Annotated in this window: 22 protein-coding genes and 1 pseudogene; 9 read left to right on the forward strand and 14 right to left on the reverse strand. The window is 71.8% G+C overall.

The annotated features are described in order from the left end of the window. The first annotated feature begins 7 nt into the window (after positions 1-7). Positions 8-1,333, forward strand: a complete 1,326-nt coding sequence (locus AC07GB_RS13940; RefSeq protein WP_478844927.1) for a glutamate-1-semialdehyde 2,1-aminomutase — start codon at positions 8-10, stop codon at positions 1,331-1,333. A gap of 7 nt (positions 1,334-1,340) precedes the next feature. Here the strand turns inward: AC07GB_RS13940 and AC07GB_RS13945 are convergent, their stop codons facing one another. The 3 genes and pseudogenes from AC07GB_RS13945 to AC07GB_RS13955 form a co-directional block, all read right to left on the reverse strand. Beyond that, positions 1,341-2,036, reverse strand: a complete 696-nt coding sequence (locus AC07GB_RS13945; protein ID WP_478844929.1) for a phosphatase PAP2 family protein — start codon at positions 2,034-2,036, stop codon at positions 1,341-1,343. A gap of 257 nt (positions 2,037-2,293) precedes the next feature. Further along, positions 2,294-3,388, reverse strand: coding sequence for a sensor histidine kinase (locus tag AC07GB_RS13950; protein ID WP_478844931.1), 1,095 nt, complete (start codon positions 3,386-3,388; stop codon positions 2,294-2,296). 73 nt (positions 3,389-3,461) lie between these two features. Beyond that, positions 3,462-3,674: pseudogene (locus AC07GB_RS13955) on the reverse strand (response regulator); the annotation flags it as partial. 88 nt (positions 3,675-3,762) lie between these two features. Here AC07GB_RS13955 and AC07GB_RS13960 point away from each other — a divergent pair. Both AC07GB_RS13960 and AC07GB_RS13965 read left to right on the forward strand, forming a co-directional pair. Next, a complete protein-coding gene (locus AC07GB_RS13960; protein WP_478844933.1) occupies positions 3,763-4,389 on the forward strand; it encodes a D-alanyl-D-alanine carboxypeptidase family protein in 627 nt (208 codons plus the stop codon). Next, positions 4,386-5,543 carry an endonuclease/exonuclease/phosphatase family protein gene (locus tag AC07GB_RS13965; protein WP_478844935.1) on the forward strand — a complete coding sequence of 386 codons (1,158 nt, stop codon included), beginning with the start codon at positions 4,386-4,388 and terminating at the stop codon, positions 5,541-5,543. The genes AC07GB_RS13960 and AC07GB_RS13965 overlap by 4 nt, the downstream gene beginning before the upstream one ends. 87 nt (positions 5,544-5,630) lie before the next feature. Here the strand turns inward: AC07GB_RS13965 and AC07GB_RS13970 are convergent, their stop codons facing one another. The 4 genes from AC07GB_RS13970 to AC07GB_RS13985 form a co-directional block, all read right to left on the reverse strand. Further along, entirely contained in the window at positions 5,631-6,263 is a 633-nt protein-coding gene (locus AC07GB_RS13970; protein ID WP_478844937.1) for a DUF2461 family protein, read from the reverse strand. 112 nt (positions 6,264-6,375) lie between these two features. Then, entirely contained in the window at positions 6,376-8,280 is a 1,905-nt protein-coding gene (locus tag AC07GB_RS13975; protein WP_478844939.1) for a B12-binding domain-containing radical SAM protein, read from the reverse strand. A gap of 83 nt (positions 8,281-8,363) precedes the next feature. Next, positions 8,364-9,428, reverse strand: a complete 1,065-nt coding sequence (locus AC07GB_RS13980) for a thioesterase II family protein (protein ID WP_478844941.1) — start codon at positions 9,426-9,428, stop codon at positions 8,364-8,366. A 143-nt stretch (positions 9,429-9,571) separates the two neighbouring features. Beyond that, entirely contained in the window at positions 9,572-11,158 is a 1,587-nt protein-coding gene (locus AC07GB_RS13985; RefSeq protein WP_478844943.1) for an amino acid adenylation domain-containing protein, read from the reverse strand. 928 nt (positions 11,159-12,086) lie between these two features. Here AC07GB_RS13985 and AC07GB_RS13990 point away from each other — a divergent pair. Together AC07GB_RS13990 and AC07GB_RS13995 are read left to right on the forward strand one after the other, a co-directional pair. Continuing rightward, positions 12,087-13,367: a 4-hydroxybenzoate 3-monooxygenase gene (locus tag AC07GB_RS13990; protein ID WP_478844945.1), complete on the forward strand. Its 1,281-nt coding sequence runs from the start codon at positions 12,087-12,089 to the stop codon at positions 13,365-13,367. Positions 13,368-13,405: 38 nt separating this feature from the next. Further along, positions 13,406-15,091 carry a methyltransferase gene (locus tag AC07GB_RS13995; protein WP_478844947.1) on the forward strand — a complete coding sequence of 562 codons (1,686 nt, stop codon included), beginning with the start codon at positions 13,406-13,408 and terminating at the stop codon, positions 15,089-15,091. On the opposite strand, the gene AC07GB_RS14000 is transcribed toward AC07GB_RS13995, so the two are convergent. Next, positions 15,088-16,113, reverse strand: a complete 1,026-nt coding sequence (locus AC07GB_RS14000; RefSeq protein ID WP_478844949.1) for a transcriptional regulator — start codon at positions 16,111-16,113, stop codon at positions 15,088-15,090. The two genes, AC07GB_RS13995 and AC07GB_RS14000, sit on opposite strands and share 4 nt — an antisense overlap. Before the next feature lie 399 nt (positions 16,114-16,512). On the opposite strand from AC07GB_RS14000, the gene AC07GB_RS14005 reads away from it, so the two are divergent. Next, positions 16,513-16,815 (forward strand): hypothetical protein, encoded by a 303-nt coding sequence (locus tag AC07GB_RS14005; RefSeq protein ID WP_478844951.1) that lies wholly within the window; start codon positions 16,513-16,515, stop codon positions 16,813-16,815. 38 nt (positions 16,816-16,853) lie between these two features. After that, positions 16,854-17,144 (forward strand): hypothetical protein, encoded by a 291-nt coding sequence (locus AC07GB_RS14010; RefSeq protein WP_478844953.1) that lies wholly within the window; start codon positions 16,854-16,856, stop codon positions 17,142-17,144. Positions 17,145-17,205: 61 nt separating this feature from the next. Here AC07GB_RS14010 and AC07GB_RS14015 read toward each other — a convergent pair whose 3' ends face one another. After that, positions 17,206-17,658, reverse strand: coding sequence for an NUDIX domain-containing protein (locus tag AC07GB_RS14015; RefSeq protein ID WP_478844955.1), 453 nt, complete (start codon positions 17,656-17,658; stop codon positions 17,206-17,208). A gap of 113 nt (positions 17,659-17,771) precedes the next feature. After that, positions 17,772-19,073, reverse strand: coding sequence for an MFS transporter (locus tag AC07GB_RS14020; protein ID WP_478844957.1), 1,302 nt, complete (start codon positions 19,071-19,073; stop codon positions 17,772-17,774). Between the two features lie 122 nt (positions 19,074-19,195). Here AC07GB_RS14020 and AC07GB_RS14025 point away from each other — a divergent pair, with 122 nt between their 5' ends. Together AC07GB_RS14025 and AC07GB_RS14030 are read left to right on the forward strand one after the other, a co-directional pair. Further along, positions 19,196-19,651: a winged helix-turn-helix transcriptional regulator gene (locus AC07GB_RS14025; RefSeq protein WP_478844959.1), complete on the forward strand. Its 456-nt coding sequence runs from the start codon at positions 19,196-19,198 to the stop codon at positions 19,649-19,651. 114 nt (positions 19,652-19,765) lie between these two features. Next, complete coding sequence (locus AC07GB_RS14030) at positions 19,766-20,992, forward strand: cytochrome P450 (protein ID WP_478844961.1); 1,227 nt, start codon at positions 19,766-19,768, stop codon at positions 20,990-20,992. A 46-nt stretch (positions 20,993-21,038) separates the two neighbouring features. On the opposite strand, the gene AC07GB_RS14035 is transcribed toward AC07GB_RS14030, so the two are convergent. The 4 genes from AC07GB_RS14035 to AC07GB_RS14050 are packed head-to-tail and all read right to left on the reverse strand — an operon-like array spanning position 21,039 to position 23,674. Beyond that, positions 21,039-22,304, reverse strand: coding sequence for a cytochrome P450 (locus AC07GB_RS14035; protein WP_478844964.1), 1,266 nt, complete (start codon positions 22,302-22,304; stop codon positions 21,039-21,041). Next, positions 22,301-22,921, reverse strand: coding sequence for a GTP-binding protein (locus AC07GB_RS14040; RefSeq protein ID WP_478844966.1), 621 nt, complete (start codon positions 22,919-22,921; stop codon positions 22,301-22,303). The genes AC07GB_RS14035 and AC07GB_RS14040 overlap by 4 nt, the downstream gene beginning before the upstream one ends. Further along, a complete protein-coding gene (locus AC07GB_RS14045) occupies positions 22,902-23,258 on the reverse strand; it encodes a DUF742 domain-containing protein (protein ID WP_478844968.1) in 357 nt (118 codons plus the stop codon). The genes AC07GB_RS14040 and AC07GB_RS14045 overlap by 20 nt, the downstream gene beginning before the upstream one ends. Beyond that, positions 23,255-23,674, reverse strand: coding sequence for a roadblock/LC7 domain-containing protein (locus AC07GB_RS14050; RefSeq protein ID WP_138957469.1), 420 nt, complete (start codon positions 23,672-23,674; stop codon positions 23,255-23,257). The genes AC07GB_RS14045 and AC07GB_RS14050 overlap by 4 nt, the downstream gene beginning before the upstream one ends. Positions 23,675-23,750: the final 76 nt, after the last annotated feature.

Here is a 23,750-nt window from a genome sequence, read left to right on the forward strand (position 1 = left end):
AGTCGGCGTGGACAACGAAGAGTTCTCCCTCCCCCGGTCGCGGGAGGCGAACGAGCGGCTGCACGCCCTGGTCCCCGGGGGCGCGCACACGTACGCCAAGGGCGACGACCAGTACCCCGAACACCTGGCCCCGGTCATCAGCCACGGGCGCGGCGCCCATGTGTGGGACGTCGACGGCAACCGCTACATCGAGTACGGGTCGGGCCTGCGGTCGGTCAGCCTCGGCCACGCCCATCCGCGCGTGCTCGACGCGGTGCGGCGCCAGCTCGACCGCGGCAGCAACTTCGTCCGGCCGTCCGTCGTGGAGGTCGAGGCCGCGGAGCGGTTCCTGGCCACGGTGCCGACCGCCGAGATGGTGAAGTTCGCGAAGAACGGCTCCGACGCCACCACCGCTGCGGTGCGTCTGGCCCGTGCCGTCACCGGGCGGCCGCGGGTGGCTCTCTGCGGTGACCATCCGTTCTTCTCCGTCGACGACTGGTTCATCGGCACCACGCCGATGTCCGCCGGTGTTCCGGAGACGGCCACTCAGCTCACTCTGGCCTTCCCTTACGGGGACTTGGCCGCCACGGAGGAGCTGCTGAACCGGTATCCCGGTGACGTCGCCTGTCTGATCCTGGAACCCGCCACCCACACCGAGCCGCCTCCCGGGTATCTCGCGGGCCTGCGCGACCTGGCCGACCGGCACGGCTGCGTCCTCGTCTTCGACGAGATGATCACCGGCCTCCGGTGGTCGGAGGCGGGCGCGCAGGGCCTGTACGGCGTCGTCCCCGACCTCTCCACGTTCGGCAAGGCGCTGGGCAACGGCTTCGCCGTCTCCGCGCTCGCCGGGCGCCGCGATCTGATGGAGCGGGGCGGGCTGCGTGGCTCCGGCGAGCGGGTGTTCCTGCTGTCGACCACGCACGGCGCGGAGACGCACTCCCTGGCCGCGGCGATGGCCGTGCTCACCACCTATGTCGAGGAGGGCGTCACCGCGCGGCTGCACGCGCTCGGCGAGCGGTTGGCCGCCGGGGTGCGTGAGGCAGCGGCCAGCATGGGCGTCGGGGACCACGTCGTCGTCCGGGGCCGGGCCAGCAATCTGGTCTTCGCCACTCTCGACGAGCAGCGGCGGCCGTCGCAGCCGTACCGCACCCTGTTCCTGCGGCAGCTCCTCGCGGGCGGGGTGCTCGCCCCGTCGTTCGTGGTGAGCAGCGCGCTCGACGACGCCGACATCGAGCACACCGTCGACGTGGTGGCGCAGGCCTGTGCGGTGTACCGGAAGGCGCTGGACGCGGGCGATCCCACGCCCTGGCTGGGCGGGCGGCCGGTGAAGCCCGTGTTCCGCCGGTTGGCGTGACGGGACGTCAGCCGCCTTTTCGCCGACCGGCGTCGGCCGTGCGCTCGGCCCGCCGGTCGGCCGTGCGGTCGGCCGTGCGGTCGGTCAGCCACGCGGTCGCCGGTACGACCACGAGGGCCGTGCACCAGCCGCCGAGGACGTCGGTCGGGTAGTGCGCGCTGAGGGCGACCTGCGCCCAGCCCATGGCGGCGCCCGCTGCCAGCGCCGCCGCGAGCACGAGGAGGAGGCCCGCCGTCCTGCCGAGGTGGAGCAGGCCGGCCGCGAGCAGCGCCACCACGAGGGCGAGGGCGGTGAGGAAGGCGGTGTGCCCGCTCGGGTAGGACAGGTTGTCGTCGCCGTGGATGGTGCGTCCCACCAGGGACTTGAGCAGTTTCGTCGTCCCGACGGCGAGGGCGGTCCCGGCCACGGCGAGCACCGCCGCCCGGGGCCGTCCGAGCAGCAGGCAGCCCGCCACGGCGGCCACGACCAGGGCCGCCGCTCCGAGGGGCTCCCCCAGGAAGTCCACGGCGAGGGCGAAGCGCCGCCACGGCGGGCCCACGCTGTCCGCCGTCGGGTCGACGAGCCACCGGTCCACCGTGCCGGGCTCGCTGTGGCCTGCGTAGAGGACCCCGATCACGACGACCAGCAGCGCGGCGAGGGCCGCGATGACGCCGAGCCACGCGCGCAGCGACGGGGGCAGCACGGGCGCCGACCGGCCGGTCACCAGTCCCCCGCTTCCGGGCGGGCCGGGTTGGCTTGCCGTAATCAGTGGTCGCTGCTGCGGATCTTGGCCTCTTGTGGCCGGGGATGCCTGCGGCCCGCCGTACCGGACGCTGACCCTCTGCTTCTGCTGGCGCCGGCTCCCCACCTACGAGCCCCCCGTCGTGTCCGACCTGATCAGCCCCTCCTCGCCACCCTAGCCAACAACCGGGCCGCGGCACATCGCCGGCGGGCAGTCCGCAGGGGCACGCTCCGGCTTCTTCATCCGCCGGTGCGCGGGGCCGCCGCGGGTAGTTCCACGGTGACGCGGATCCCGCCGTCGGGGCGCGGGGTGAGGGTGAGCGTTCCGTCGTGTGCGTGGGCGATGGTCTTGACGATGGCCAGGCCGAGGCCGACGCCCGCCTGGTCGGTGTGGGTGCGCTCGGTGCCGCGCTGGAACGGTTCGGTGAGTGTCGCGGCCAGCTCCGGGGCGACCTGCTCGCCGGTGTTCTCGACCGTGAGGGCCACCGTCCGGGGACGGGCGCTGGTTTCCACGCGTACGGTGCCCTGTTCGGGCAGGTTGTGGACGATCGCGTTGTGCACGAGGTTCATGGCCAGCTGGAGCAGGAGCACGGGTGAGCCGGTCGTCGGGGTGACGCCTCCGTGGGTTTCGAGGGTGACGCCGTGCTTTTCCGCGACGGGGAACAGCGTTTCTGTGGCCTCCTCCGCCACGAGGGACAGGTCGACGTGTTCCCGGGTGAAGGCGCGCTGCTCGGCGCGGCTGACCAGGAGCAGTGCCTCGGTGAGGTCGATCGCCCGGGTGTTGACGGCGTGGAGGCGGTCGATGAGTTCGCCGGTGTCGTGGTGCGGATCGGTGCGGGCCACGTCGAGCAGCGCTTTCGAGATCGCCAGCGGGGTGCGCAACTCGTGCGAGGCGTTGGCCGCGAACCTCTGCTGTCCGGCGACGTGCGCTTCGAGTCGCGCGAGCATCGCGTCGAAGGCGTCGGCGAGTTCACGGAACTCGTCGTTGCGGCCCGGTAGCCGGACGCGGTGGGAGAGCGATCCGCTCGTGGCCATGCGGGTGGCGTCCGTGATGCGGGACAGGGGCGCGAGCATGCGCCCCGCGAGGAGCCATCCGCCGAGGAGACCGAAGACCAGCAGGCACAGCATCACCGCCGTCGCCGCCGGGGCGAAGGTGTGCACGAGGAGTTGGCGGTTGGGGTTCTCGTGGAGGAGCCGGCGGTCCCAGTCGTCGGGTACGTACTGCAGGAGGAACACCCACACGGCGGCGAGCAGCAAGGCACCGGCGAGCATGACGAACCCGGCGTAGCTGAGGGTGAGTTTGGCGCGCACGCTCAGGCCTGGCGCCCTATCCACGGTCTTCTCCCCCGCGTCCGGTGGCCGGTCGCGGGGCGATGCGACAGCCGCCGGGCACGGTGGCGATGATGCGGCTGCCGGAGGCGACGACGCGCTGGGCGTCCTCGTCATCTGGCGGCCCCGGGGTGTCGCGGTCGAGGACGGCGGTGTCGTAGGCGTCGGCGCTCAGCAGCTCCAGAGCGGTGTCACCGTCACCCCCGATGTCGACCGCGATCGCCTCCAGGCGCAGACCGTCGCGGATGGCCTCTGCCGTGTAGGGCTCGTCTTCGACGATCAGCACGCGCATGCCGTCAACGCTACGAGCCGGCGCCTATCGTCGGCGTATCGAAATCCGCATACGGGCCGACAACACCGCACTGCCTTGACTGAGGGCCATGAGTTGGACACCGCCCTCCCCACGCACGTCGAGCCGCCGGACAGGACGGCTCCTGGTCGTCGGCCCGATCGTCGTCATCACGGCGATCGCCGCGCTCCTCGGCCACGAGGGGGTGACGTCCTCGGCCTCCTCGGGCGCACCGCCCCAGCCCGTCGGTCGTGGTGCGGCCGGTGCGGCCGACGGGGTCGTGCCCGACGGCGGCGTGACGGTTTTCGACGGCACCGTCCCGGCCGTCGCCCACCTCGACCCGGAGCTGCTCACGGCCCTCCGGCGGGCCGCGGAGGCCGCCGCGGACGACGGGGTCGAGTTCCGCGTCAACAGCGGCTGGCGCTCCCCGGAGTACCAGAACCAGCTGCTCAGTGAGGCGGTCGGGAAGTACGGGTCCGAGGAGGCGGCCGCGCGGTGGGTGGCCACCGCGGCGACGTCTCCTCACGTGTCGGGGGCGGCGGTCGACATCGGGCCCTCCGACGCCCGGTCGTGGCTGTCCGAGCACGGCGCCGGGCACGGGCTGTGCCAGATCTACGAGAACGAGCCCTGGCACTACGAGCTGCGCCCCGAAGCGGCCGATCGCGGCTGCCCGCGCAGGTACGCCGACGCGGCCCAGGACCCGAGGATGCGGCGATGACCGGCAGTGAGCGAGGACGGACGGTGACGACGCGGGTGGAGACGGCACAGAGACAGAGCGGGCCGGAAGGCGCCGGTCGCGACACGCGCCCCGGTGCCCCGCGGACGTACGGCCGACGGACCCCGCGCGCGTACGACCAGCGGGTCCTGCGCGCGTACGTCCGCCGGGCCCTGCGCGCCGCGACCCGGCCGGAGCCCTGGAAGCGCGGGCTCGTCCTGGCCGCCCTTGCGCTGCTGCTCGGTCTGCTCATGCTGCTGCACGCGCGGATCCCGGACCGCAAGGGCATCGGCAGCCTGGTGGAGACCTTCCTGCCGTGGTTCGGCCTGTTCGTCCCGGTGCTGCTCGCCGGAGCACTGTGGCGCCGCTCCGCCTCGGCGGTGGCCGCGCTGCTGCTGCCGGTGGTGGCGTGGGTGAACCTCTACGGCGGGATGTTCTTCGACAAGTCCCGCGCCGGCAGCGACCTCACCGTGGCCACGCACAACGTCAACGCGGACAACCCCGACCCGGTCGGCACCGCCCGCGACCTGGCCGCTTCCGGCGCGGACGTGCTGGCGCTCGAGGAGATCACCCCGCAGGCGAAGCCGGTGTACGAGAGGGAGTTGGCGAAAACGTACCCGTACCACGCGGTGATCGACACGGTCGGGCTGTGGAGCACGCTGCCGCTGTCGGGCACCCGGTCCGTCGACACCGAGCAGGACGCCGGGCCGCTCGGCGACGCCGAGCGGGCCGAGGCCGGCATGTTCTACATCCGGGCGCTGCGCACCACGGTGGCCACGGACCGGGGTCCCCTCGTCGTGTACGTGGCCCACCTGGGGTCCGTCCGCGTGCTGCCCGGCTACGGCTTCCGGACGGCCGACCGGGACAGAGGCGCGCGGGCGCTCGGCGAGGCCGTCGCCGCCGAGCGGAACAAGCGGGTGGTGCTGCTCGGCGACCTCAACGGCACCACGGACGACCGCGCGCTCGCCGCCCTCACCTCGCGGCTGCGGTCGGTCCAGGACGCGGCCGGAGAGGGCTTCGGCTTCAGCTGGCCGGCGAAGTTCCCGGTGGCGCGGATCGACCAGATCCTGGTGCGCGGCGTCACCCCGGCGAGCGCGTGGGTGCTGCCCGCCACCGGCAGCGACCACCGGCCGGTGGCGGCCGGGATCAACTGGTGAAGCGGTCGGACGTCAAAGGGCCGGGGAGGACCGTGCCCCGGCCGACGGGTGGCGGTGCGGCCAGGCCGCCGCGGCGGGCCTTGAGGGTCAGGCCGCGCGCTTCACGTGTCGGACCAGCCACGTCAGCAGGGGATCCAGGTCGGCGGCGGCCGCCAGGACCCGGTCGGCCGCCTCGGGGGTGTGCAGCCAGTCGCCGTCGCCGAGGAAGCGGGCGGCGATCAGCGAGCGGTGGCGCAGCAGGTGCGTGCGGGAGTGTTCCGTCGGGTAGCCGCGCAGGGGGCGTTTCATCACGTCCCCGGAGATCTCGTAGCCCTTCCGCGTGAGGTCCGCGACGATGCCGGTGAGGGCGCGGCCGCTCCCCTCGGCGGCCACGGCCTTGCGGAACGTGTCCACCTGGCCGGGGTCGGGGTACCACCAGGCGCCCTGGATCCGCAGGCCGTCCAGGTCGAACCGCAGGCCGATCTCGATCTTGCGGCCGAGCCGGATCACCGCGCCCTGGTGCTGCCACCACCACGAGTCGGTGCGGTAGTGCCAGACGGAGAAGTCCTCGTACCGGGGGTCGCGGTCGGCGACCTCGTTGAGCAGGGCGATCATCGGCTGCCGGACCAGGTGTTCGCGATCCGCGCGGCAGCGCTCGCGGGTCGCATGGCCGGGCTCGCCCCGCAGCTGCCACAGCACGTCCGTGGCCCGCTCCGGCCAGCCTGTGAACCGTCCCCGCATGCGCGCAGGCTAGCCCGCCCAGGCGTCGGGCGCGTCCCCGGGCGGTTCGGCTCGCCGTCCCGCCCGGGGCCCGGCCCCGGCTCCGGCCCCGGCCCCGGCCCCGCTCAGAGGTTCACGCGGCGGCGCCGACGGCCTCCGTGGAGGCGACCCGGATGGTGGGCAGGATCTCCCGGGACCGCAGCACCATGCCCTGGCAGTAGTTCGCGTTGTGCTCCAGGCTCCGCTGCCGCTGGTACGGCATCTTCTGCCGGCCCCGGTGGTCGATGTGCAGGGTGACCCGCTCCGCGTCCTCGGCGCCGGACTCGAGCATCTCCCGCCCCACCAGCAGGCGGAACAGCTCCGCGGACACCTCGACCAGGAAGCCGTTGGCGTCCGGCTGCCCGCGCAGGACGATCTCGGTGAACTCGTGGTCCGGCGTGCGCACCGGCTCGCGGTAGATGTACGCCCGGGTGAGGAGGTCCATCTCGAACGCCTGGCGCGCCATCGGGTCGGCCCACCAGTCCTGCTCCGCGACGAAGTCGGCCAGCAGCCGGTCGAACTCCTCGCGGTGCGAGCTGAGGACCATGTGCGCGGTCTTGCCGGTGTTCAGTAGGTCGTAGTTACCGAGGTCCTTCGTCGACTGGATGAAGAACTGGCACACCTCCGAGTCGGTCCTGGTCCGGAAGTAGCGCGCCATCTGGGCGAACAGGTCGCCGTAGGAGAGCGTGCCGGTCGCGTCGAGGTATCCCGAGAGCACGAACAGGGCGCGCATGTTGTACAGCGTGTACAGCGCGTGGTTCACCCAGTAGCCCTCGTAGCAGTCCTCCTCGGTCACCCACTTCGTCCCGAGGACGACCTCCGCCTCGGACACGTCGCTGGCCGCCTCGGCGGTCACGATGCCGAGGGCCTCCCGCTGCGCGTACATGGGTGTGTTGTGCAGGAACAGCTGCGGATAGACGATGATGGTGTCGGCGTACAGGCGGCACAGCCTGGTCAGCCCTTCCTTGAACGACGTGAGGGTCTCGCCCGGCAGCGGCCAGATCATTTCCACGTACGAGCTGATCCGCTTCTCCCGGAGCAGGCGCTGGAGCCCGGTGTAGGTCTCCTCGCGGATGTTCTTCCGGTCCACCATCTCCAGCGTCGACTCGTTGACCGTCTGGAGCGAGATGGGCTGGCTCACCATGAGTCCGCCGCGTACGAAGATCTCGGTGATCTCCGCCATGCGCTCGGGCCGGTTCTTGGCGGCGGCCATGTGGACGATCAGCGGGTAGCCGTTCTCCTCGCTGCACTCGACGATGTACTCGCTCAGGGCGATGTCACGCGGTGAGAGGCCCCAGTTCGCGTCGGCGATCATGAGCGCGTTGTACCCGTGCTCGCTGACCCATTTGAGTTCGTCCTTGATCCGTTGTTCTTCGAACTTGTTGACCTTGGAGTTCGTCGCCGCGCCCCAGTAGCAGAAGGTGCACCGGAACGGGCAGCCGCGGTTCGTCTCCATGATGGCGAAGCTGAATTCATGGCCGTCGAAGACGCCGTTCAGGAAGGGCGAGGGAATGTCCATCAGGTTCTGGATCCTGGGCGCCGCTTCCGTGGTGACGAGTTCGCCCGACGACCAGAAGCTGAGGCCCGGCACCTGGCGCATGTCCGGCTTCTCCTCGCTGAGCTGCCGGATGAATGCGAGGGAGGTGCGTTCCCCTTCGCCGTTGCACACGTAGACGTTCTCCGCACCGTCGCTGAGATAGGTCGCCGCGTGGTTCATCACCTGGGGCCCGCCGAGCAGGTAGTACGCGTCGGGGCGCAGTGCGCGCAGTTCCTTCAGCAGCCAGCGGACCAGCTTCATGTTCCAGATGTAGCAGCTGAACGTATAGAGGTACGCGTCCCTTTCGGCGAGCTGCTGGAGCAGTTCGTGCCGCTCGCCGCTGACCGGCAGTGACACGATCTCGAACGTGTGGGCCGCCGCGACCTCTTCGTCTTCCTGCGCGAACGCCTGGATGTAGCCCGAGGCGAGCGGCAGGATGTTCTCATAGGTGGGTAGTTCCACCAGGACGATCTTCCGGCGGTCCCTCGTGGCCGTCCCGGCGTCCGTGATTTGCGCTAGTGCTTGGCTCGACATGTCCGCTCCCCCTATTTCTTCTGCCCGTCGTGACCGCTCACGAGATGCTTGGACATGACGGTCGTGATGTCCGCCATGTTGTCGAGGTAAAAGAAGTGCCCGCCCGGCAGCACATGGGTGTCGCATTCCGCCGCGGCCAGTTCACGCCAGCGTTCCGCCTCGGTGGTGGGCACGAGGTCGTCGCTGTCGCCGCTGAACACGACGATCGGGACGTCAAGGCTGCGCCGCCGGTCCCCGTACGCGTAGTTCCTGAAGAGCTTCACGTCGCCGCGCAGGGTGCGCAGCGCCTGGCGCATGACCTCGGGGTGTTTCCTGAGGTCGTCGGGGATTCCCTCGTACATGTTGAGGATGTCCAGGAGCCATTCGTCCGTGATCTCTTCCTCGGACGCCGGGTTCGGCCGGTGCCGGTGGGGCGGGACGGCTCCGGAGGCGAAGAGCACGGCGGGCGGGCGTCCGGCCTTCTGGTGGCGCCAGCAGAGTTCGTACCCGACGTAGGAGCCCATGCTGTGGCCGAAGACGTGGAGCGGCCCGGCGAGGTCTCCGAGGGCTTCGATGATCTCGTCGACGAGGCGGTGGAGGTCCACCGGGACCGGCTCGCCGGCGCGGTTCGCGCGCGCCGGGTACTGGGCGGCGAGGATGCGCAGGTCCTTGGGGAACCAGTCCGCCCACGGGGCGTAGTTCTGTGCCGACCCGCCCGCGTGGGGCAGGACGAGCAGCGTTCCCTGCCCGGTGTCTTCGGTGCCCGGCCGCATCTCCCACAGGCACCCTCCGGCCCGGCTCGCGCGGGTCGCCGGGGAGGGCGCGTCCGTGGCAGGCCGCGCCGACTTCGCCGCCCGCTGGTCGATGCGTTCAGCCAGTTCGGCCAGGACCGGCGCGTCGTTCAGGACCCTGACCGTGATCTTGATGTCCCACTCCTTGCGCACCCTCAGGACGACCTTCGTGGCCAGCAAGGAGTCCCCGCCGACGTCGAAGAAGTCCTGGTCGCGCTTGACCTTGTCCTGGTCGAGACGCATGACGTCGGCCCAGATCTCCGCGAGCCGCCGTTCGGTCGGCGTGTTGAAGTCGCTGTCTTCCATGGGCCCCCCTGTTCGAAGTCGATTCCGTTCGTCGAGCTGTCCGGAGGTCCCGGACCGCGTCGCGGGTGTCGCGCGGTCGAGGACCCGCGGGGTGGGCCGGCTCGGCCCGGTCCGGGTCCTGCCGGTCGTCGGCTCGTCCGGCGTCACGGCAGCGGCGGCGCGAGTAGGGCGGTGATGGCGTCGCGGTCGGCCTTTCCGCTGGGAGTGCGCGGCAGTTCCGGCAGGACGGTGAGCGAGGCGGGGATGAACTGCTCGGGCAGCACCGCGGTGAGTGCTTTGAGCGTGGTGGCGCCGTCGAACTCGCCTTCGCCCGTGTCCACGGTCACGGCGGCGCGCAGCTGCCGGGAGCCCTGGGCGATCTCCACCACGACGGTGACCGCCTCGACGACTCCCGGCTGCTCCAGCAGGCAGGCGTCCACCTCCAGGGGGTTCACCCGGACCCCGCGGATCTTCACCTCGCGGTCGATGCGGCTGAGGAGGTGCACCGTGCCCTCCTCGACGCGCACGAGGTCGCCGGTGCGGAACGCGCGGCGGTGCCCCTGGGGTGTGGGCTCGTCGAGGGTGACGTACCGCTCGGCGTTGAGCTTCGGCTGGTTCAGATAGCCGACGGACAGCGGGGCGCCGGCGACCAGGAGTTCACCCACCGTGGGTTCGTCCGCCTGGGTGGGGGCGACGAGGACCTCGCAGCCCGGCAGCGGGCGTCCGATCGGGGGCAGGGTGGGCCACGCGTCGCTGGGGCCGGTGAGGGTGTGCACCGTGACCATGGCGGACTCGCTCTGGCCGTAGTGGTTGTTCAGCCGGCAGTCGGGCAGGCGACGGAAGAGGTCCCGGACCGCGGGGGTGCACACGAGTTGCTCGCCCGCGGTGTTCACCTCGGCCAGGGCGAGGTGTTCGAGGGAGTCGGCGGCCTCGGCGGCCACGGCCAGCATGTTCAGGGCGACGTACGGCAGGAAGAGGCGCTCGACGCGGTGGTCCTCGAGCCAGTCGAGCAGGGCGATGGGGTCGCGCCGGAGGGACTCGGGCATGACGATGAGCGTTCCTCCGCCGCACAGCGTCCCGAGTACCTCCTGGAACCACACGTCGAAGTTGAGCGGCGCGAACTGGGCCGTGCGCAGGTCGGGGCGTATGGAGTGGCGCCACTGCCATGCCGCCATGTTGTCGATGCAGCGGTGGGGCAGGGCGACGCCCTTGGGCAGTCCCGTCGAGCCCGACGTGTAGATGATGTACACCGGGATGTCCGGTCGGCAGGACAAGTGTGATAGCGCGGCCACGGCGTCCGCGTCGGCCCGGTCCGGCGGGGCGGGAACGCGGATCGCCTCGGCTCCGCGGTCGAAGGCCGGTTCTTCGCCGCTGAACAGCAGCAGGCGGGCGTCGCTGTCGGCGGCCATGTGCTCCAGGCGCCGGACCGGGTACTCGACGTCGAGGGGCACGTAGGCCGCTCCCACGCTCACCGTGGCCAGCATCGCCGCGACGATCGCGGCGCTCCGGGGCCCGGTGACCGCCACCCGATCGCCGGGGCGAATGCCGTGGTCGGCAAGGGCACCGGCGATATGGCCGGCCCACGTGGCGAGCCGGCCATAGGTCAGTTCGTGTTCCTCGTCCTGTACGGCGATGTCTTCGCTTCGCGCGCTTATCGTCTCGGCCAGGGTCTCCAGCAGGCATCGCGCGTCGGCGTCGCCACCCCACAGCGAGTAATTCCCCCGGCCCGGTGCCTTCAATTCCTCTGTCATCGCTGCCCCCAGGGCATGTCCACAGGTGACGGCCAAGTCGCCGCCAGACTTTGTCATCTGTTCTCGTCATGGAATACCGCGGGCGAACTCCACGGAATGCGCAGAAAGCCCCGCCGCGCGCGGGCACTTCTGTCGGCAGCACGAGGTGGTGCGTCCCGAGCTGCACGGTTACGACCTGGCCTGCGCGTGCGCGCCCTCGCCGGGGCAGGGGTGCGGCACCCTCCTGGCTCTCATGAGAAGTTGCTGGTCACGTCAGCGGCGCCGCGCCGTGGTCACCCGCTGGGTTCCTGGAGCACGGTCTGCCCTTACTGAATGTGCCTCAAGGTCGCGCAGGAACTCTTGCTTGCCGGCCATCCCTGGGAAAAGGGTGCGGACGGCAGGGACGGCAGTGCGAATTGCCGGTCAGTGCAGAGTTGCATCTCGTATGTACGTGGCCTCGCGTCGGGGACGGGTCCTGGATATGTGGACGCGGGACGCGGGGCCTTAAGCCACAGCGACGGTATCCCGACGCTGTTCACGCGTCAACACCCGTTCTGCCGAGGCCTGTTGGGTTAGGCGACGTTTCCCGCCGCGAACACACGGGCCGATTCCCCGTGATTCAGCCGGGCGTCGAAATGATCTCCCCGCCCGCCCCATTCCGTGCACATGCCATCGAATTCGATCCGCTGTGCTTTCCTCGTGCCGGGGCGCCGAAGACCGAATCCGTGTCTTGATTTTTCCGGTACCCGGATTCTTCGATCTTCAGGAACGCGGCACGGCCGTTGCCGGGTGCCGGCGGTCTCGCGCGCACCGGTCCCGTTCCCGTCGGGCTCCAAGGCGCGCCGGGCGCGGGTCCTGCCGCGTCACGCAGGGCCACTGATGGGTGATCTTTCGGTCAGAGGCCGCGTTTCCCGTGCATAAGATCTGCTCCGTGACACAAGGTCAGCACATGCCCGCCGTCGATGGCGCGGCTGACGTGGTGGTACTCGGCGCGGGCCCGGCCGGTCTCGTACTCGCGAACCTGTTGCGGGCGCGCGGGGTCGACTGCGTCGTGCTGGAGCGGGCCGAGCGCGGCCGTCTCCAGGCGCGGGCGCGGGCGGGGTTCCTGGCGGCCGGCACCGTACGGATCCTGGAGCGGCACGGCTTGGCCGACCGGCTGCTCCAGCGCGGGAAGACCCACAGCACATGCGAGTTCCGCAGCGAGGACGGCCGGTTCCGGCTGGACTACAGCGCGCTCGGCCGTGGGGACGTACACACCGTCTACCCCCAACAGGACCTGGTGGACGACCTGTTGACCCACTTTCTGGCAGCAGGTGGCCGGGTCCGCTTCGGCACCGAAGCGGTGGCCGTACTGGACGCGGACGGCGACGAACCGTCGGTGACCGTACGGACGGCGGACGGCCGACCCGGGCGATGGCGGGCGCGGTACGTCGCCGGGTGCGACGGCCGGCACGGGGCGGCGCGGCGTTCACTGCCGGACCACTCGGTCCGCCGCCTCCACCGCGACCACGGAGTGACGTGGCTGGGGCTGCTCGCCGAGGCACCGCCCAGCCTCGACGCGGTCGGCTACGCGGTGCACGAGCGGGGCTTCGCCGGACACATGGCGCGCACCTCCGAGATCACGCGCTACTACCTCCAGTGCGAGCGCGGCACCCCGGACAGCGCGTGGTCGGAGGACCGGATCTGGGACGAGCTGGACCTGCGCATGCGGGCCACGGAGTACGGTCCGCTGCGCCGCGGCCCCCTCGTGCAACGCAGCGTCGTCCACCTGGAGTCCGACGTGCTCGAACCGCTGCGGCACGGGGCGCTGTTCCTGGCGGGTGACGCCGCGAGTCTGATCAGCCCTTCCGCCGCCAAGGGGGCCAACCTCGCGGTCCTGGAGGCCGAACTCCTCGCCCGCGCCCTGATCGACGACCTGACCCGCAAGGATCCCACCGGGGTCGAGAGCTACTCGGCCCGGTGCCTCACCCACATCTGGCGTGCGCAGGAGTTCTCGCACTGGATGATCGCGCTGTTGTGCGGCGCGTCCGGCAGGGACGGCGCCGGATCGCCTGCCCTCACCGGCGAGCCGCCCTTCCTCACCGGCGAATCGCGCTTCATCGCCGACGAATCGCCCTTCGTCGCCGACGAGTCGTCCTTTCTCGACGGCCTGCGGCGTTCCCGTATGACCTCGCTGCGCGTCTCGCGCAGTCAGCAGGACTGGTTCGCCGAGCACTACGTCGGCGTCTGAGATCCCCCCACCGAACATCCTGGAATGAGGACGCCCCGTTGATCACGGCGTTGTCGGACGACACGTCGCGCCTGCGCGCGACGGTCGACTTTGTCACCGAGCAGGACAGCGAGTCCCTCCTGCCGCTCCTGCTGCCCGGGCTCGACGGCCCGGAACTGCGCGCGCTGGTGGAGCGGTGTCGCTTCGCGCACGCCGCCCTGCTCGTCTTCCCCGCCCACGCGCGGGCGCTGGAGGCCATGTTGGCCGACTGCGGCCTGGTCGCCCAGGCGCCGCCCCAGCCGAGCGTGGTGGTGCGGCAGCGCCTGGCGCTGCGCCACCGCCGCGCCGCCGACGACCTCGATGTCCGCATCCTCCGCCCGGTGGTGCTCGGCCGTGACGGGCAGCGTCGTACGGTCGAGGTGTTCGCCCTGACGGTGCCGCCGGGCTCGGGCCTGGAGGAGATCGCGGCGCTCGAACTCGCCCGGCACGACGAGGCGCACGTCGCCTTCGAGGTGCGGGCCCCGGACCCGCTGGTGCTGCGGGGTCTGTGCTCGTCCTTCGCCTTCCACGGGGCGCTCCCGGACGGCGGCGGTTACAACCCGCACGAGAACGGCACGGTGTTCTACTTCGCCGCGCCCACCGCGTCCCGGACCCGCTACCGGCGCATCGAGCTGTACGCCCCGGGAGACCACCGCCACCAACTGGCCGCCCACCTCGCCGAGTACCGCCGCCGGCAGCCGGCCGAGGTCCTGCTGCGCCTGCTGACCGGAGCCTGGACGACGCAAGCGCTGACAGCCGCCGCCCAGTTGCGGGTGCCCGACGCCCTGGACACCGATCGTGCGCTGGCCGTCGAGGCACTGGCGAGCAAGGTGGGGGCCGACCCGGACACCCTGGCGGCGCTCCTGCGCTATCTCGCCACGCTCGGTGCCGTCACCGAGGAGACGCCGGGCGCCTTCCGGCTCACCGCCGTCGGCGCGCTGCTGCGCGCGGAGAGTTCGGACTCGATGCGGCCCCTGGCCCTGTTGTACGGCGGTCCGTTCTACCAGTCCTTCGCCGCGCTCGCGCACACGGTGCGCACCGGGCAGGTCGCCTTCGAGCACCTCTTCGGCGCCCATCACTTCGACCACTTCGCCGAGGATCCCCAACTCGCCGAACTCTTCGACCAGTCCATGGCCGCGAACCGGCGCATGTTCGAGCCGCTTCCCGCCCACCCGGTACTCGCCGGCGCGGCGCGCAGGCCGGACGGAGCCACGGTGGTCGACATCGCCGGCGGCAACGGAGAACTGCTCAGCCGTATCCTCGCCGCCCACCCGGGGCTCAGCGCCGTCCTGCTCGAACGCCCGCACGTCGTCGCGGCGGCCCGGCGTCGCCTCGGTGCCGCCCGGTGCACTTATGTGGCCGGGGACTTCGCGGACGTACCGGCGGGGGCGGACGTCTACCTCCTCTGCCGCGTGCTGCACGACTGGGACGACGAGCGGTGCCGGGAGATCCTGCGCCACTGTGCCCGTGCCATGCCCGCGGGTGCCGACCTGCTCATCGTGGAACGCCTGCTGCCCACCGACAACTCCCCTTCCCTGGCCACCGCCTGGGACCTCCACATGCGGTGCAACGTCGGTGGCCGTGAGCGCACCGCCGAGCACTACGCCCGGCTCCTGGCCGACGCGGGCCTCACCTTGGCCGGGCACCGGCCGCTGCCGCTGGACGGCCATGTGCTGCACGCCCGCAGAGGAGGCGGGGGCCGCTAGGGAGTGCCGCCGGTCGGCGGCGGAGTCGCGTCGAGGAGTGCGCGTCCGAGCGGGGTCAGGGCGTGGCGGACGCCCGGCCCCTCCCTGCGGGTGGTGAGCAGCCCCGCGGCCCGCAGGGCCGAGGCGTGGTGGCTGGCCGTCGCGGCGGAGGTTCCGACGCGGCGGGCCAGTTCGACGGTGCCGACCGGGCTCCGCAGCGCCTGGAGGGTCCGGGCCCGGGTGGCGCCGAGGAGGGCGCTCAGGCCGTCGGCGGCGGCATCGGTCCCGCACGTCACCACGGAGGCGCAGTCGAGGAGGGAACGGGCGAGCGGGTAGCGCAGGACGAAGGGCCGCTCGGGCTCGGCGTTGTCGATCAGTACGAGCGGCCTCGGACAGAAGAAGGTCGGGACGAGCAGCAGTCCACGGCCGCGCAGGTCGAGGTCCGTGTCCACGTCGCAGGGCACGGTCAGGACGCCCCGGTCCCAGGTGATCTCGGGGTGCAGGGTGCCGAGCAGCCCTTCGACGCCCGCGTCGACGGCGGTCAGGGCCCGTCGGGTGCGGTCGGTGTGGGCGGACGCGAGGAGCTGGGACCAGTAGGGCGCCACCGCCAGGTCGTGGTAGGAGCGCAGTTCCCGGCGGACGAGCGCCGCCCAGGTGCGGTCCCCGTGGTGCAGGTCGTGGATCCAGCGGGGTACGCGGGGGCGCAGCAGCCGGGTGGCCCGCCAGTCGGCGGCCCACTGACCGCCCGGCAGGGACCAGGTGTGGTCGAGGCTGTCCCCCAGGGTCGGGGTGACGGCGTGCGTGAACACCTCGGGGACGTACTCGCCGACGCCCGCGGGGGCCAGCTCGAACAGGAGCCCCATCTCGGGTCGCAGGGCGCGCCGGGTGCGCTCGCGCCAGCCGGACAGGGCCGCGGCTGCCGGCCGGCCGGGCCGCTCGGCCTGGAGCAGCGGCAGGCTCAGGACGGTCTCGGCGAGGGGGTCGGGGGCGTCCGCGACGCGTACCCGGGAGAGGTCATCGGCGGTGAAGTGGAGGCGCAGCACCGTCGTGTCTCCTGGCGCTCGGCGGGGCAAGGCGTGCGCCCGGCGGCGGTCGGTCCGGCCGTCGTCGGCCGAGCCGCGCGATCACGCTAACCGGTGGGGAGTCGACTGGGGCGCCCGCGCCCTTCATCTGGCCGAAGTCCTCTCCCGCCGGGCCGGGGAATGTCCGATTTCGATGTGCCTCGAAGGGCTTTGAGCGGCGGGTGGGGCGGTGGCGAGACTGGCTCACGCACAGGGGGGACCCGGTCGGCGCCGCCACGCGGTACCGGCGGGCCTCGGTCGATCGCCGCGTCGAACCGGAGGGCTCCTGGCGTGTGCACCAACCGAACCCGTGACCGTCGAAGCAGTTGTCAAGGAGTCCCTGTGGCCCGCTCGTCCGCATGTCGTCTGCGATGCGCCGCCGTGGCCCTCGCCGCTTCGGCGTGCCTCGTCGGAGGCATCACGTCCGCTCAGGCGGCCCCGGCCGGAGCCGAGGCCGCGCCGGGCCTCGGCCATGGCCTCGCCGCGCCCGAGGTGAGGACGTTCACCGGCAACGGGAGCGGCACGTCGCCGTCCCAGGCCGTGGACGGCGCGGTCCGGATGGCCTACACGGTCGCCCGGTCCGCCGGCTGGCAGGCAAGTCAGTGCCATGTCCGCGGCACCGACGTCAGGTCGGTCGGCGGTGGTGTGTACGCCGCGGTCGCCAGCTTGTTCTGCCGGCGCTGAAGCACTGCTTTCTTCCACCGACACCAGGAGATGACGACATGACCTCGATGCTCGTCCGGGGCGGGGCCGCCATGGTTCTCGCGGGCCTCGCCGCGCTCACGCCGACCGTCGCGCACGCCGGTGTCAGCGCCCAGGAGACGCAGACGTTCACGGGCTCCGCGTACGAGAACAGCCCCAAGGAAGCGAAGCGGGAGGCCGAGAACTCGGCCCGTCGGAGCGCGCTGATCACTGGCTACCTCCATGAGCAGTGCGTGCTCCTCTACGCCGACTCCTACCGGCTCGCCCCCGGCTACTACGGTGCCAACGCCGCGATCAGATGCACCCGCTGAACCGCTGAACCGCCCCGCTGAGGCGCGTCGGTGCGCCTCAGCGGAGCCGGCAGCGGTCGTCCTACCAGGTCGTCTCTCGCCAGTCGTCCGTGTGGAGGGAGTGCGGCCGGCCCTTGAGGCAGTGCTGGATGCCGAGCGCGCTGTACCGGACGGTGTCCGCGGGGAGCGGGTCGACGGGGGCCCACACGAGTTCGCTGCACTTGTGGGGTTCGGCGTTGAGGGGCGTACCGGTGACGTCACCGTCGACGGTGAAGAACCAGCCGACGCGGTCGCGGCGCTCGGGACTGCGGAAGAACATGACGTGCGCGAGCCGCACCGCCCCCGGGTCGAGATGGAGACCGATCTCTTCACGGGCCTCCCGCACGAGCGCCTCGCAGGGGTCCTCGCCCGCTTCGACCTTGCCGGAGGGGAGGTTGAGCAGGCCGTCGGCGTATCCGGTGTGGTACCGCCTGGCCAGGAGGACGGTGTCCCGGCGCCTGAGCATGAGCAGGGCGTCGTTCTGCGGCTGGCTCACCGAAATCCCTCCCAGGGTCGTGTGGTCGGGACTCTACGACTCGGGCGACCGGCCGCGCCGGGCGTCGGCTCAGCAGGCACGGGCAGGCGGGCATGAGGTGACGGTGGCCTTCGTCAGGTGCCCGCCGGCCGACGTGCCTCCGCCGCGCTGTCCCGAGTGCATGCCCACAGGACGAGCCCGGCGAAACTGAACGCGGCGCCCAGGGCGCAGACGGCGCCCCAGCCGGCCGCCTCGTAGAGGGACGTCGCGGCGATGGCGCCCGTGGCGCTGCCTATCGAGTAGAAGACCATGTAGCCGCCGATCAACCGGCTGCCCGCGTCCGGGTGCAGTGCGTAGATCAGGGTCTGGTTGGTGACGTGGACGGCCTGTACCGCGAGATCGAGGAGGATCACCCCGACGGCCAGGGCCCACAGCGAGCTGCGGGTGAAGGCCAGGGGCAGCCACGAGGCCGCGAGCAGGGCCAGGGCGATGCCGGTGGTCCGGTGGGAGTGGCCACGGTCGTTCAGGCGGCCCGCCACGGTCGCGGCCAGGGCGCCGACGACTCCGATGAGGCCGAACGACCCGATCTCGCTGTGGGACAGGGAGTAGGGGGCTTCACTGAGCGGCAGCGCGACGCTGCTCCACAGGGTACTGAAGGAACCGAAGATCAGCAGGCAGAACGCGGCACGCAGGCGCAACAGCGGCTCCCGTGCGAACAGCGTGACCGTGGAGCGCAGGAGCTGTCCGTAGCGCAGGGTGGTCGGCGTGGCGGCGCCGGGGCGCGGCAGGACGCCGTACAGGACGAGGGCGAGCAGGGCGGCGAGCGTCGCCGACGCGAGATAGACGGCGCGCCAGCCCGCGAGGTCGGCGATGAGGCCGGAGGCGGTGCGGGCGAGCAGGATGCCGGTGACGACGCCGCTGGTGACCAGGCCGACGACCCGGCCGCGCCGGGCGGCGGGCGCCAGGGAGGCCGCGAAGGCCACGAGCGTCTGCGTGACGACGGCGAGCAGCCCGGTCGCGGCCATGCCCGCGAGCAGCACCGCCGCCGTGGGGGCGAAGGCGACCACGGTCAACGCCGCCACAAGGAAGAGCAGCTGGGCCACGACGAGCCTTCGGCGGTCCACCATGTCGCCCAGCGGTACGAGGAAGAACAGGCCGAGGCCGTACCCCACGTGCGTGAGGGTGACCACGCTGCCGACGAGTGCCGGGCTCATGGCGAGGTCGTGGCCCATGGTCACCAGGAGCGGCTGGGAGAAGTAGACATTGGCCACCGAGGCGCCGCAGGCGACGGCGAACAGGATGACGACGCCACGGGTCAGGACGGACGCGCGCCCCTCCCCCACGCACCCTGTGGACTCTGTGCCGGCGGAAGCGTCCGCGGCCGCCCCGCTCCGCGCCTCGGCCCCGCACGTCACGGCCTCACCGTTTCCGGGCATGGCTACCCCTCCGCAATCTGGTTTCATCTTGCCACCAATGATGACGGCGACAGTAAGCCTTTTGGTAGCATGTTGCAACCAGCCTGCGGAGGGCGCGGGGCCGGGTGAGAGCGAGGGACGCCATGGTGAGCAGGACGCGCTTCGACGACAGCGAATGTCCCGTCGCCCGGTCCGTGGACGCGATCGGCGACTGGTGGTCCCTGCTGATCGTGCGGGACGCCTTCGACGGGAGCCGCCGCTTCGGGGAGTTCCAGCGCGGCCTCGGCGTCGCCAAGAACATCCTCACCGCGCGACTGCGCGCCCTGGTCGCCGGCGGCATCCTCGAATCCGTCCCCGCGTCGGACGGCAGCGCCTATCGGGAGTACGTACTGACGCCGAAGGGGAAGGCGCTGTTCCCCGTGATCGTGGCGCTGCGGCAGTGGGGCGAGCAGAACTTCTTCGCCCCGGGCGAGCCGCACTCACAGCTCGTCGACCGCCGGCAGGGACAGCGTCTGCGGGCGCTGGAGGTGCTGTCCGCGGACGGGCGGCGGCTGGACCCCGACGACACGGCCGTGCACAAGGTCTCGACCGGGCACTGAGCTGAGCCCGGCCTGGCCCCGGTTCCCGGGAATTCCCGGCCCGCGCACCCTGTCGGTTCCTTTTCTTGATCAATAGGGTGGCCCCGCCACGCAGTTGTTCCCCTAAGGAGCCCCGTGTCCACTGCTCAGTCCATACCGGACATCCTCTCGGCCGAGTTCGCCGCCGACCCCTACCCCGTCTACCGCGCGCTGCGGGAGCACGCCCCGCTCCTGTGGCACGAGCCCACCAAGAGCTATGTCGTCTCGCGCTACGAGGACGTGGCACGTGTCTTCAAGGACAAGGAGTCGGTGTTCACCACCGACAACTACGACTGGCAGCTGGAGCCCGTGCACGGCCGCACCATCCTCCAGCTCAGCGGGCGCGAGCACGCGGTGCGCCGGGCGCTCGTCGCCCCGGCCTTCCGGGGCAGCGAACTCCAGGACACCTTCCTGCCGGTGATCCGCCGCAACTCCCGTGACCTCGTGGACGCCTTCCGGGACCGGGGTTCGGCGGATCTCGTGGCGGAGTACGCGACCCGCTTCCCCGTCAACGTGATCGCGGACATGCTCGGCCTGGACAAGGCGGACCACGCGCGGTTCCACGGCTGGTACACGAACGTGATCGCCTTCCTCGGCAACCTCGCGGGCGACCCCGAGGTCACGGCCGCGGGAGAGCGCACCCGCGTGGAGTTCGCCGAGTACATGCTGCCCATCATCCAGCGGCGCCGCGAGGAGCCGGGCGACGACCTGCTGTCCCGGCTGTGCGCCGCGGAGGTCGACGGGGTGCGCATGAGCGACGAGGACATCAAGGCGTTCTGCAGCCTGCTGCTCGCGGCGGGCGGCGAGACGACGGACAAGGCGATCGCGAGCATCTTCGCGAACCTGCTCGCGCATCCTGAACAGCTCGCCGCGGTGCGCGCCGACCGGTCCCTGATCGACCGGGCGTTCGCCGAGACCCTCCGCCACTCCCCGCCGGTCCACATGATCATGCGGCAGACCGCGGCGGAGGTGCGGCTCGCCGGCGGCACCGTCCCGGCAGGGGCCACGGTCACCTGCCTGATCGGCTCGGCCAACCGCGACGGCGCTCGCTACCGCGACCCGGACCGCTTCGACCTCTTCCGTGACGACCTCACCACCACGACCGCGTTCTCCGCGGCGGCCGACCACCTCGCCTTCGCCCTCGGCCGGCACTTCTGCGTGGGCGCGCTGCTGGCCCGCGCGGAGGTCGAGACCGGCGTCAACGACCTCCTCGACGCCCTGCCCGACCTGCGCTTCGCGGACGGCTTCACGCCCGAGGAGCACGGCGTCTTCACCCGGGGGCCGCGGGCGCTGCCGGTGGTCTTCACCCCGGTGGCGCGCTGAGCGGCAGGCGTACCGGCGTTCCGCCCCGGCGGGCGGAACGCCGACGCTACTGGGCCACCGGCGTGAACTGCACGGGCAGGGCCGTCAGTCCGCGCATCCACACCGACGGACGCCAGGTGAGCGCCGCGGGGTCGACGCCGAGGACCAGGTCCGGCAGGCGCTCCAGGAGCGTCTCGACGGCCGTGCGGGCGATGACGTCGGCGAGCAGCGGGGCCGGGTAGGGGCAGCGGTGCTCACCGTTGCTGAAGGACAGGTGCGCGGAGTTCTCGGAGCCGACGTGGACGCCGGGCCACAGCTGCGGGTCGGAGTTGGCCGCGGCGAGGCCGAGGACCAGGCAGTCGCCCGCGCGGATCTGACGGCCGCCCAGCTGGGTGTCGCGTACCGCCCAGCGGCCGATGAAATTCTGCGTGGGGGTGTCGAGCCAGAGCACCTCGTTGAGGGCCTGGCCGACGCTGAGGCGGCCGCCGGAGACGTTCAGGGCGAACCGCTCGTCGGTCAGGAGCAGCCGCAGGGTGTTGCAGATCCAGTTGGCGGTGGGCTGCTGGGCGGCGGCGATCACCGAGATCAGGTCCTGGACGACCTCCTCGTCGGTGAGCCCGGCGGGGTGCTCCAGCATCCGCGAGGTGACGTCGGCCGCGGGCCGCTCGCGCCGCTCCTCGACCAGCCGGTGCACGCGCTCGCCGACCCGCCCGTACGCGGCGACCGGGTCGTCGCCCTCGGCGGTGTCGAGCGACATGCGCAGGTCCTCGACGAGGCCCTCGGTGTCGGCGGTGCCCGGCGGCATGCCGACCATGTGCACGGCGGCGCGCATGGCGAGCGGATGGGTGTAGGCGCTCATCAGCTCGGCGGCGCCGCGCCCGGAGAAGGAGGCGATGAGCTGGTCGGCGATGTGTACGCACTCGCGGCCCAGCTCGAACTGGTCGACGCCCTCAAGGGCTTCGGTGATCACACCGGCGCGCTGCCGGTGCTCCGCGCCCTCGGTGAACAGGACGGACGGCTGGTAGCCGACGAAGGGCATCAGCGGCCAGTCGGCGGGGATCCGGTCCCACTGGTTCCAGCGCCGCGAGTCGCGTGCGAACAGGTCGTCGTGCGCGGTGACGTAACTGACCTCGGAGTAGCCGAGCACCAGCCAGGCGGGCACGTCACCGTCGAGGAGGACGGGGGCGACCGAGCCGTACCGGCCGCGCAGGTCGCGGTACAGCTCGAAGGGCGTCTGCTGGTACTCCAGGCCGCTGAGGGGCACCGCGTCACTGTGGGCGGGGCAGCCGGGCGGCGGGGTGCCGGGCGCCGCCGGTCCGGTGGCTTCGGTCATGCTGTCAGTTCCCGTTCCCGTGCCAGGTGGTGGAGGTGGTCGACGAGGGTGATGAGCACGTCCTTGCCGGAGGAGCGGACCCGGGCGTCGCAGTCGACGAGGGGGACGTGCGCGGGCAGCGCGAGGGCGGTGCGGATCTCGTCGAGGGAGTGGTACGCGTGCTGGCCGTCGAAGCGGTTCACGGCGACGACGAAGGGCGTGCCGTGGTGTTCGAGCCGGTCGATGGCGTACCAGGAGTCGTCCATCCTGCGGGTGTCGACGAGCACCACCGCTCCGAGCGTGCCGGAGAAGAGGCGGCCCCACAGGAACCAGAAGCGCTTCTGGCCGGGCGCGCCGAACAGATAGAGCACGAGCCGGTCGTTGAGGCTGATGCGGCCGAAGTCGAAGGCCACGGTGGTGGTGGTCTTGGCCGACTCCGTCGGCATCTGGTCGACGGCTTCCCCCGCCCGCGTCATCACCTCCTCGGTGTTGAGGGGGCGGATCTCGCTGACCGAGCGGACCAGGGTCGTCTTGCCGACCCCGAAGCCGCCCACCACGACGATCTTCAGGCCGGACTCGGCCGTGTCGCGCAGCGGTGTCCGGGCCTCGGGCGGCAGCTCAGAGGTTGCGGAGCCCATGGAGCACCTCCGTGAGAAGAGCGGAATCGGGCAGCGCGGCGGACGCCGCCACGCGCGGGTGTCGGGCAGTGATGCGGCCGGTGTCCTGGAGGTCCTCCAGCAGGATGCGGACGACCGTGACGGGCAGGGAAAGCTCGGCGGCGATCTCGACGACGGCCGTCGGGTGACGGCACAGTTCGAGGATGCGCGCGTGCTCCGACTGCTGTCCCGGGGACGGCTCGCACTCGGACACGATCAGCGTCACCAGGTCGAACGCGCCGCCGTCGGACCGGCTGCGCCCTCCGGTGATGGTGTACAGCCGGTCCGGGTCGCCCACGTCGACGGGCCGCCGGCTCATGACGCCGGGTTCGTGAGGCCCTGGCCGCGCGGCTCGGCGCTCAGGTGGTCGCCGATCTGCGCCACGAGCTGGGACATCTGGTTGCCCACCACGCCGGGGTCGGCGTCCTCGTCGGCTATCACGGCCAGGTGCGCGCCTTGACCTGCCTCCACGACGAACAGCAGGCCGCCGTGGAACTCCGTCATGGAGTGCCGCACTCCGCCCGTGCCGTCCCCGAACTCCATCGACGCGCCCTGGGCGAGCGCCTGCATGCCGGAGCAGATCGCGGAGAGCTGGTCCGCCTGGTCCAGGGTCAGGCCGGGGCTCCAGCACAGCTTCAGGCCGTCCCGGGAGAGGACGAGGGCGTGCCGGGTGCCGGGGGTACCGTCGAGCAGGCTCTCCAGGAGCCAGTTCAGGCTGTTGTCGGTGGTCGTCATCGTGTGTCGGGGCCGTCACCGGGGGGTGCGAACGCCCGTGCCTCCCTTTCGGTGTGCGGGGCGGGGGTGGAGAAGC

This window comes from Streptomyces sp. NPDC045778 (assembly GCF_056431945.1).